A 10,063-nucleotide genomic window follows, 5' to 3' on the forward strand; every position below is an offset into this window, starting at 1 on the left:
CGTGAAGCGTAGCCGTATTGCAGGTAATCGCCATACAAAAAGAAAGGGCGATCGCCCCTGACACCAAATACCAAACACTGCGATGATGCTACGAGTTGCGATCGCCAATTCCCTACTCATAGCGATCGAGACTCGTTACAGTCAAAGTATCAATCCTCTACGAGATGCCGCGACGACTATCAAAGAACTCCCGAGCCAAGAAATCGATCGCACCCCCGACAAACAGTCATCATAGAGGCTTCCTCGCTCAGCAACCAGGAGATTATTCGCAGCTTCTAGCGACCAAATACCTGGTATCTATAATACCAAATAAACAACTACTGACTACTGACTAATGACTACTGACTAATGACTAATGACTACTGACTAATGACTAATGACTAATGACTAAAAACTAATAACCAATAACCAATAACCAATAACAAACAACCAATAACTAATCACAATTCAGCATAAAAGTCAACACAGTTTCATCAATTCCCTTGAGTTGCAGCGACTTGTATTTCACAATTCGATTCTCCTCAACATAATCTGCAACCGCAGCCGAAATCAGCACAGAGTTTGGTTCCGCCACTTCTTGCAAACGGGCGGCAATATTCACACTCGGCCCGATCGCAGTATAATCCGATCGATCGGGGCCGCCAAACATCCCCACCACCGCAGTACCCTGGTGAATACCGCAGCGAAACCGTACCGGAGGCACCCCATTTTCCCCCACAATTCCCTGCTCCAACCAGCGCTCGTTAAGTTGCTTCAGAGCTCGCAGCATAAGCCTTGCAGCAGCTATAGCGCGGCGTACTTGCTCGTTGGGCGTTAGTTCCTCCGGCGCGCCAAAGAGAGCCATTACCGCATCTCCCACAAACTTGTCCACCGTACCGCCACTGTCAAAAATAGCCTTAGTCATTGCCGCCAAATATTCATTCAACAGCTCAGCTACCCGGCGCGATCGCAGCGTATTTGCCATTTGAGTAAAACCGACAATATCGCTAAACAAAATAGTAATCAATCGCGGTTCCGGGCGCAAATCCAAAGCCAAATCTCCAGCCGCAGCCGCTTTCACCATCGACGGCGGCAAAAATCGGCGCAGCACCGACTCAGTTAAATAACTGTTCAACTGCTGCACTCGCCGCTCGTTTTGTTTGAGGGCGATCAAATTCCGCACTTCTGCCAACAATTCGCGATCGTTAAAAGGCTTCGACAAATAAGCATCAGCACCCCGTTCCACTCCTTCAATCCGAGTATCTGCATCGGCTTTAGCAGTTAGCAAAATTGCCGGAGTTCCCCGCAAATCTTCATCCTGTCGAATCATCCGAATCAAATCCAAACCCGAGATTACAGGCATCATCAAATCCGTAAGAATTAGATCTGGACGGCGGTTTTTTGCCACAGAAAATCCTTCTTCTCCGTTGCGAGCCAGCAAAACTGCAAAGCCGGAAGCTCGCAGAATTTCCGACACATAAAAGCGCAAATCTGGATTGTCGTCAACCACCAAAACTGTACCCGCTACTGTTTCTGAATTTACAGGTTCTAGAGCTTCAAAATTAGTATTTTCTGCTTCATCTTCCGACAAATCTGCTTCCACATCTGCCAGTTCCACCGCTGCTTTCGATGCGTGAAACTCGGCGGGAATTTCTAGTACCCGTTCCGGGGGCAAATGAGTCGAACCGAAGTGCAGCCAAATACTAAAAGTAGTACCTTCGCCGTAAACAGAATCGACGGAAATTTGACCGCTGTGGAGTTCGACTAATTCTTTGACAAGTGCCAAACCTAAACCGCTGCCTTCGTAGGAACGGCTCGCAGAACCTTCGGCTTGGTGAAAGCGCTCGAATAAATAGGGAATTTGTTCGGTGCGAATGCCGATGCCGGTGTCTTTTACTTGCAACAAGCAGTGAGCGCCGGCCGATTCAACTGTCAGGGTGATTGTTCCACCTTCTGGGGTGAATTTGACAGCATTTGATAGCAGGTTGTAAATAACTTTGTCAAATCTTTCAATGTCCAAATAAAGTAAAGGACAATCTTGCAGTTGAGTAATTAAGTGCAGTCCTTTTTTCTCGCAGTAGGCGCGGAATGACTCTGCCGTAGAGTAACAGAAACCGACTAAATCGCAGGGGCGAAAACTCGGCTGCATCCGTCCTGCATCGAGCCGCTGCAAGTCCAGCAGTTGATTTACCAAGCGCAGGAGGCGGCGGGAATTGCGCAAGGCGATGACGGCTTGTTCGTAGGGTAAGTCTTCTTTGCGGCCGCAAGCTGATTCCAGAGGGCCGATAGTTAGGGTGAGAGGTGTGCGGAATTCGTGGGAGATATTTTGGAAAAATTCGGTTTTGAGCCGATCGGCTTCTAAGAGTCTTTCTGCCTGCTGTCTGGTAGTCTGGTAAAGGCGCGACTGCTGCACCGCCAGAGCCGCTTGAGTTGCCACTATTTGAGCCAAGTCAATGTCTGAGAGGTTCCAGCGGCGGGTGCTGCAATTTTGGCGCAGCGAAATGCTACCGATAATTTTGCCTTCGGAGAGTAGCGGAACAACTAACAAAGCCCGGGCTGGCGATCGAACTTGCAGTTCTGTAACATTAAAATCGGGGCGCTCGTTGAGGTCTTCAATCGCCACCGGCTCCTTGGATAGCATAACTTGCAGCAGTACCGGATTGCCGCGAATCGGCACCAAAGACTGCGGCATGGAAGGATGAGCAAAAACCCAGCCGCGAGGGTTTCCAGCAGCACTCTCAGCAGCAGTTCCAGGGCCAGGACGGTTCGCAACTACCTCTAGATTGCTAAAACTTTGTTTGACATCCACGGTATCCCTATTTGTGTCGTAGAGCCCCACGCACTGGACATATTCATCATCTTCTGTCCACAGAGAAAGGGCGCAGCCGTCAACTTGCAAAGCTTGACCGAGCTGTTGAGTAATCGCTGCAAAAATATTTTGGGGGTCGAGGCTCGATCGAATTGCCGTAGTAATAGTATTGACTAAGGCCTCGCGCTTTGCCAGCGCCCGCACCTGTTCGTAAGCCCGGGCTTGAGAAAGCGCCAAAGCCGCTTGGTCGGCCACCGTAATTACCAACTGTACCTCGTGGTCTTGCCACTGGCGCGGTCGATCGAACTGATGCAGCGCCAAGACAGCCATCAGTTCCATTTGGTAAAACAGCGGTACGATTAAGCTGCTGCGAATATTCGCAGCTTGGTAAGCCTGCAATCGCTGTTGATTGTCCCAGCTTAAAACCCTCTCATCAGTTTGGGCATCTTGAATCACCTCCACATCCAGAGTTTCCCAAACCAAATCCGGCAGCAAATCCGCTGAAAGTCCACCGCTAGCAACATCTCGTCTGGCTTCAGCATCGCCCCGCAACCCTTTAGTTTCCGCCTTCTGGTAAACAAACCACTCATCCGCCACTCGGCCGTCTTGGAAAGGCCGCAGCAGACAGCAACTCACCTCAAACATCTGTCCCACAGTTTCCACAATTCTTTGCAGCATTTGCTGGTAATTGGGAGCCGATCTAATAGTATTAGTAACAGCATAAAGCAGCGATTCTTGCGACAAAGCCCTGCGCAGTTCATTAGTGCGCGCCTTCAGGATATTGTGAGTATCAACAGCTTGACTGACAAGAATTTTGAGGTCTTCAGCATCCCACGGCTTAGTAACATATTTGAATACTTTGCCAGCATTAATAGCTTCAACCAAATCTTCAACATCCGTATAGCCAGTTAAAATAATGCGGATCACATCCGGGTATTGAGCAGCAGTCAGGCTGAGAAACTCCGTACCGCTCATTTTTGGCATTCGTTGGTCGGAAATAATCACCGCAACTTCTCCCTCTTTTGCTAAAATTTCGAGGGCGGCGGGACCTGATTCGGCTCGGAGCACTTTATAGTCTCGATGGAAGGTGCGATAAAGTAAGTCGAGGTTATCCGGTTCGTCATCGACAACCAGAATTTTTAGCTTAGGATTTTCTTGGGAATTCATGCACCGTTCTCCTGTGCCCCGGGGCAGTTCGATTTAATAAGTCTGATAAAAGGAAGAATTCTCCGGTTTCAATTTTTAAAGTCATACCATTTGCGATTTATAATTTGCGATTGGGATGACTGACTATCTCAGGGGTTGGAGTTTCCCTGCACTCTTTTTTTGAAACTAATATCACAATAATTTGTGAATCTGAATTTGTTGTGAATTTGCCCAGAACAGCAGCAACATTAGTTTTTCATGTGGGGGTTTTCGAGTTTGATTTTTTTTTCACAGTAGTCTGTCCTGCACCCCAATTTTATTATTTAATGATATTCAGATCGACTCGTTTTGCCAGAAGTGTCCTCGATTCCTGAGTGTTGTAAAAGAGAGCAAACCTGAATCAGGTAAGTTTCACACTATTGTAGAACTCTCACAATACATATAAATAACCGTCCTAATTGTGATTTGATTTGCCTTTATTTATGTGCTATTGTCCCAAGTCTCCCTATTTTATTTGGTATGTAAAAGATGCCCGCAGCATCACAGAATAGACAACCAACATCTTCGGGCGTGTTGTGCTACCAAGGAGACAGCAATTTTAACATTCCGCCCGCAGATGCGGCCCGCGAGCTGGCACCTGTTTCGGTGGCTGCTATTCGGGCTTGAGCGACAGACAGCACGGGCTCGGGATCTGCCAGTGACTCAATTGCTGTACCATTTCTAGTTAGACAGGCACTTTTTGGGTCACTTTCAGCATTTCTTGTGCCTCGTGCAGATATTCGACAAGCCAATTACTGTGGAGAAACACCACAAGCTTGAGCATCCATCTGTTAATCTTAGCTAGGGATGCACTATGTGCAAACCAGCTAGTCGATTTTAGATTCCAGACGGAGGGCTTCGATCGCGTCGAACGATGGGAGATTTGAGATTTACTGACAGTGCAGTGAATCTGGAAACCCGAACAGGAGCGCTGCTACCTCGACTACAGGCGCCAGCGGCTCACAAAACAGAAAAATCTCATGGGAGAGTACACTGACGATGGCAATAGCTTACAGCCGATCGAATCGTCGGGCACAGGCGATCGCCCAGAAATGCTGAAATCTCGCTCGTCGGGCGCAGATCCGATGCACCCCAGCGGCTCTTAATCTGGTAGGTGGTTGAGTTTTTTAATTACCGCTCGAGCGATAAATTCAATTCGATCGAGTATTTGGGCCAGCAAATAGCGCTAGGGTATTGAATATCTCCTAAAAACTCTCACTCTGCCCGAGTTAGCCTGTAAATACTTTCTCTACGTTACAGGTTGAGACAGACACAGCCAGTCTGTCCTTGGCCTTCGTGAACTCGACTCTAGAGAGTCAAGTTATTGAGCGTTCAATGACTCGACTGAAGTAAGATTGACTGGGTTTCACAGAGCATAACCTGAGGTTAAAACATTTTTGAGTGTTTTTAATATCTTTCCAAATACATACAAATCAATAACCTGAGGAGCGGTTTTAATGGCAAAAATTTTAGTTTAAAATGTTAAAATATTCCACAATTAAATACTACTTAATTTCGCCAAAATCTGCTTTTACAGGAGCATAAAATATGTCGTCAATAAGTTTGATTGCTAAATCTTAGATAATCAAAATTGAACAAGATATTACAATTATGTTTCGTCGTAAAAAACAAGGATATTCAAGCTCTCAATCATGATTTTATAGGTAATTTCCCATCTAATTTTTTATATAAAATCTAAAATATTACAAGATGGGCAGCTTATACACAAGCATCAAAAAATTAATATAGTGGCATGGAATTGTGAACACTTCCTTTTTTTCCTCACCGTCTCACGAACAACAAACTCCCGGAATTTCCGGCTTTTCGATTCGGGCGGCCGCGTCGAACGACTTAGCGCAGCTAGCCGATATTTTGGCTATGAGTTTTCACTCCCGGGAGGGGTTTGTAGAATGGATTTATCCGGTGTTGCGCTTGGGCATTTACGAAGATCTAAAAAATAGACTGCGTTCCAAGGCAGAACATTACATTTGTCTGGTTGGTGAGCTAGTATCGCGCCCGGAAGGAACGCAGAATTATCGATCGCGCCGAGTTCATTGCATAGCGGGAACAGTAGAAATGGCACTGCGTTCTCGCTTCCCTTGGCAAATCCCAAGTTCTGACTATCCTTATTTGTCGAATTTAGCGGTTCACCCAGATTACAGGCGACAAGGAGTTGCTCAACAATTGCTCAGCAACTGCGAGGATACAGCCAAAGAATGGGGATTTTCCGAGATTTACCTCCACGTTTTGGAAAATAATCACGGGGCGCGACAGTTGTACTATCAAGCCGGCTATCGCTTGGAACAAGTGGATTGGAATTGGACTTGTTGGCTGTTTGGTCAGCCGCGCAGGCTATTTCTACGCAAGCAGATATCCATGTCTTAAGCTGGCATCTATAGCGCATGGCGATCGCCAGATGAGGCGCCCAACCAGAAGACATAATGGGTAATGGGTCATATCGTGTTCGATCGATTAACCGCAGTAACATTCGATCGCGCGTGCGAACTCACTACCAACTGTAAAAATTTAAGGTAAAAGCCGTAATTTAGGAGACTGAGGAACGCCACAGAAGTTATGAACTGCTGTGGCGTTTTGCGATCGAAATAGGGGACTTTTGCCGCCTATTCTAACCCTCTGTGCGCAAGAAATTGGATGAGAGGAAATCCGAGGAAGCGATCGCCCCGTTAACCCCTACCAAATTTGCTAAAACCCGATTAGTTCCTGTTACTTGCAGCAAAGTACCGTTAGGAGTAGCGCTAAACTGCAACTGCTGGAAACTCAGACCGCCAGTCAAAACAAACTTATCGACGCCTACCTCGAAGTTAATCACAGTATCGGTGCCGCCGTCAGCACTCAACACAAATTGATCGCTCCCCAGGCCTCCGATTAAAGTATCGTCGCCCAAGCCACCAAACAGCCAGTCATCGCCAGCACCCCCATTGAGAAGGTCGCTATCTTTACCGCCAATCAGGGTATCGCTACCAGCATCTCCGTTGATAGTATCTTGCCCTTCGTTGCCGTAGAGCAAGTCATCGCCGTCACCGCCGTCCATGCAGTCTTGCTGGCCGTTGGCGCCCACCAAGACACCCCGGTTATCGGAGCGATCGCCGTAGATGGTATCGTTGCCCTCGTTACCGCAGAGGTCATCGTTGCCGTCACCGCCGAAAATCACGTCGTTGCCGAAATCTCCGTGTATGAGGTCGTTACCTTTGCCGCCGTAAATATTGTCCTCATCTTTACCGCCGGCGATGGTATCGTCACCTTCGTCGCCGTAGAGTACGTCAGCACCGGTGTTTCCAAAGAGCCAATCATTACCGTTGACATCTTTAGCTCGACCTCGGGCGCCGCCGTACATGGTGTCATCACCGCTGTCGCCGACAAGGGTATCAGAGCCGAGTTCGCCCCAAATCAGGTCATTATCTTTGCCGCCCCAAACGCAATCATTACCTTTACCAGCTTGGACGGTATCATTACCGTTGCCGCCGCCGATAATGTCGTTGCCGGTATCGCCAAAGAGCAAGTCTCCTTCATCAGCACTGTTAGCTGAGTTGGAACCGCCGCTATCGCCGAGCAGGGTATCGTTGCCGAAGCCGCCGTAGAGGGTATCTGAGCCTAATTGACCGTAGATCAGGTCATTGCCTTTACCTCCGTAAGCGCGATCGTTATCTTTGCCTGCAACCAGCGTATCGTCGCCTTCTTGGCCGCTGAGGAAGTCGTTGCCGAAGCCTCCGTAGAGCAAGTCGCGTCCTTGGAAGTCAACGATCCTTTTGCTGTTGGTGCCGCCAAGTAAGGAGTCATCGCCGGTGCCGCCAATCAAGGTATCGTTGCCGAGTTCGCCCCAAATGATGTCATTGTCTTTGCCACCGAGAGCAATATCGTTATCTTTGCCGGCATGGATGGTATCGTTGCCCTCGTTGCCGTTAATGATATCTGCACCGTTTCCTCCGAAGATCAAATCGCCATTGTCGTCAGCGCTACCGGAGTTATCGTTGCCGTTGTCTCCCAAAATCGTATCGGCACCTTCATCTCCAAACAGGGTGTCAGAGCCTAAGTCCCCAGCAATCCAGTCATTCTGTTTGCCAGCATGGACAATATCGTTGCCCTCACCACCGTAAGCAATATCGGTGTCTGTGTCGGCAAAAATCGTGTCATTGCCTTCGCTGCCGTAAATTTCGTCGGCGCCGTCTTTACCTAAAATCAGGTCGTTGCCTTCAAAACCGACGATTTTGCGGTTGCCTTTGGTGTCATCGATCGAGTCATTGCCGTTGGTACCTTTGGTGGTTTGTGCTTCTCCCATGCGCGAAATCGGTCGGACAAATCCCACTGCGGGCGGTTGCTGCGGCGGTGCAAAGTTAATTCCCGGTTTGCCAGAAATCGGCGGACAGTCACACTCGGTATCTGGTTCGGCGATCGGATTTGAGGTCAGCGGTGGTACGGGCGTGGGTGTGGGCGCTGGTGTGGGTGTGGGTGTTGGTGTGGGTGTTGGTGTTGGTGTTGGGGCAACGGGGAGGGCGATGGCTGCAACTGTAGCAGTAGCGGGACTGGTGGCGCCGCCGTTGTCGGTGGCACTGTAGTTGAAATTGGCTCCTGTAAAGCTGCCTGTGGCTTGGAAAAATAGTTGCCCGAGTTGTGCCGGTGTCAGGATTTGACCGGGTGTCACGGCTACACCGCCATTGGCTGGGTCTCCTAAAAATAGCAGTCCTTGGTCTGCTGGGGGCAGGGTGTTGATGGTGTAAGAGGCGATCGTCCCGTCAGGGTCGCTTCCTCCCAATCCCGGAACCCGCGCGCTGCCGTTGGGGAGAATGCTGAAGTTAGCATTGTTAGCTAATGGCGGTTGGTTGGGAGTCGGAGCAATGGCTGCAACTGTAGCAGTGGCAGGACTGCTGGTGCCGCTGTTGTCGATCGCGCTGTAGTTGAAATTGGCTCCTGTAAAGCTGCCTCCAGAGCGGAAAAATAGTTGCCCTATCTGTGCCGGAGTCAGGACTTGACCGGGTGTCACCGCTACGCCGCCGTTGGCGGGATCTCCTAAATACAGGATTCCTTGGTCTGCTGGGGGCAGGGTGTTGATGGTGTAAGAGGCGATCGTCCCATCGGGGTCGCTTCCTCCCAATCCGGGAACCCGCGTGCTAGTGCTCGGTGGAACTATGAAGTTTGCATTGTTGGCAACTGGCGGTTGGTTGGCGGGAGTTGGCGTCGGAGTTAGAGGTGTAGCAGAAAGGTTAGCGGTAGCAACCGGACTGCTGGTGCCGCCGTTGTCGATCGCGCTGTAGGTGAAATTGGCTCCCGTAAAAGTCCCTGTGGATTGGAAATATAGTTGCCCTATCTGTTCGGGAGTCAGAACTTGGCCTGCCGTCACCGCTACGCCGCCGTTGGCGGGATCTCCTAAATACAGGATGCCTTGGTCTGCTGGGGGCAGGGTGTTGATGGTGTAAGAGGCGATCGACCCGTCGGGGTCGCTTCCTCCCAATCCGGGAACCCGCGCGCTCGCGTTGGGCGCAAGGCTGGAGTTAGCATTTGTGGCTAATGGCGGTTGGTTGGGAGTCGGAGTTGGCGCTGGAATCGGTGTCGGTGTTGGAGTTGGGAGCGGAATTGGCGTTGGCGCTGGTGTTGGCGTCGGTGCGGGAATTGGCGCTGGTGTTGGAGTCGGAGTTGGGATGGGCGATGGTATCGCAGCGATAGTTGCAGGTGCAGGACTGCTGAGACCTTGATTATCCGTCGCACTGTAGTTGAAGTTGGCTCCAGTGAACGCGCCGGTGGATCGGAAAAATAACTGACTAATTTGGGCTGGTGTCAGCACTTGACCCGGTGTTATGGCAACTCCGCCATTGGCCGGATCTCCTAAGAACAGAACGCCTTGGGCTGCTGGGGGTAGGGTGTCAATCTTGTAAGAGGCGATCGACCCGTCGGGGTCAGTGCCTCCAAGTCCGGCGAGTAGGACAGTGCTACCTGGGCCTACTACCGCATTGGCATTGTTGGCGACAGGCGGTTGATTGAGCGGACTTGGGGCTGGTGTCAGAGTTGTGGTGACTTTAGCACCCGGTGCACTGCCGTTGTTGTTGGCAGGATTGGCGTCTGGGGTGGCTGAGGTGC

At 50.0% G+C, this 10,063-nt stretch carries 6 protein-coding genes; 4 read left to right on the forward strand and 2 right to left on the reverse strand.

Annotation, left to right across the window (positions count from 1 at the left end; genetic code table 11):
* Positions 1 to 82 precede the first annotated feature (82 nt).
* Entirely contained in the window at positions 83 to 235 is a 153-nt protein-coding gene (locus QT974_RS18165; protein WP_333469836.1) for a hypothetical protein, read from the forward strand.
* A gap of 201 nt (positions 236 to 436) precedes the next feature.
* Here the strand turns inward: QT974_RS18165 and QT974_RS18170 are convergent, their stop codons facing one another.
* Positions 437 to 3,955, reverse strand: a complete 3,519-nt coding sequence (locus QT974_RS18170; protein WP_333469837.1) for a response regulator — start codon at positions 3,953 to 3,955, stop codon at positions 437 to 439.
* Positions 3,956 to 4,462: 507 nt separating this feature from the next.
* Between QT974_RS18170 and QT974_RS18175 the strand changes: the two genes are divergently transcribed.
* The 3 genes from QT974_RS18175 to QT974_RS18185 all read left to right on the forward strand — a co-directional run bounded on the left by QT974_RS18175 (position 4,463) and on the right by QT974_RS18185 (position 6,358).
* Positions 4,463 to 4,600: a hypothetical protein gene (locus tag QT974_RS18175; protein WP_333469838.1), complete on the forward strand. Its 138-nt coding sequence runs from the start codon at positions 4,463 to 4,465 to the stop codon at positions 4,598 to 4,600.
* Between the two features lie 353 nt (positions 4,601 to 4,953).
* Positions 4,954 to 5,079 (forward strand): hypothetical protein, encoded by a 126-nt coding sequence (locus tag QT974_RS18180; protein WP_333469839.1) that lies wholly within the window; start codon positions 4,954 to 4,956, stop codon positions 5,077 to 5,079.
* A 655-nt stretch (positions 5,080 to 5,734) separates the two neighbouring features.
* Complete coding sequence (locus QT974_RS18185; protein WP_333469840.1) at positions 5,735 to 6,358, forward strand: GNAT family N-acetyltransferase; 624 nt, start codon at positions 5,735 to 5,737, stop codon at positions 6,356 to 6,358.
* A gap of 241 nt (positions 6,359 to 6,599) precedes the next feature.
* Here the strand turns inward: QT974_RS18185 and QT974_RS18190 are convergent.
* Positions 6,600 to 10,063: Ig-like domain-containing protein (locus QT974_RS18190; protein ID WP_442933190.1), on the reverse strand; the 3,464-nt coding region annotated here is incomplete at its 5' end.

Source organism: Microcoleus sp. BM001215392 (genome assembly GCF_036700185.1).
In the GTDB taxonomy this organism is placed as follows: Bacteria; Cyanobacteriota; Cyanobacteriia; order Cyanobacteriales; family Microcoleaceae; genus Microcoleus.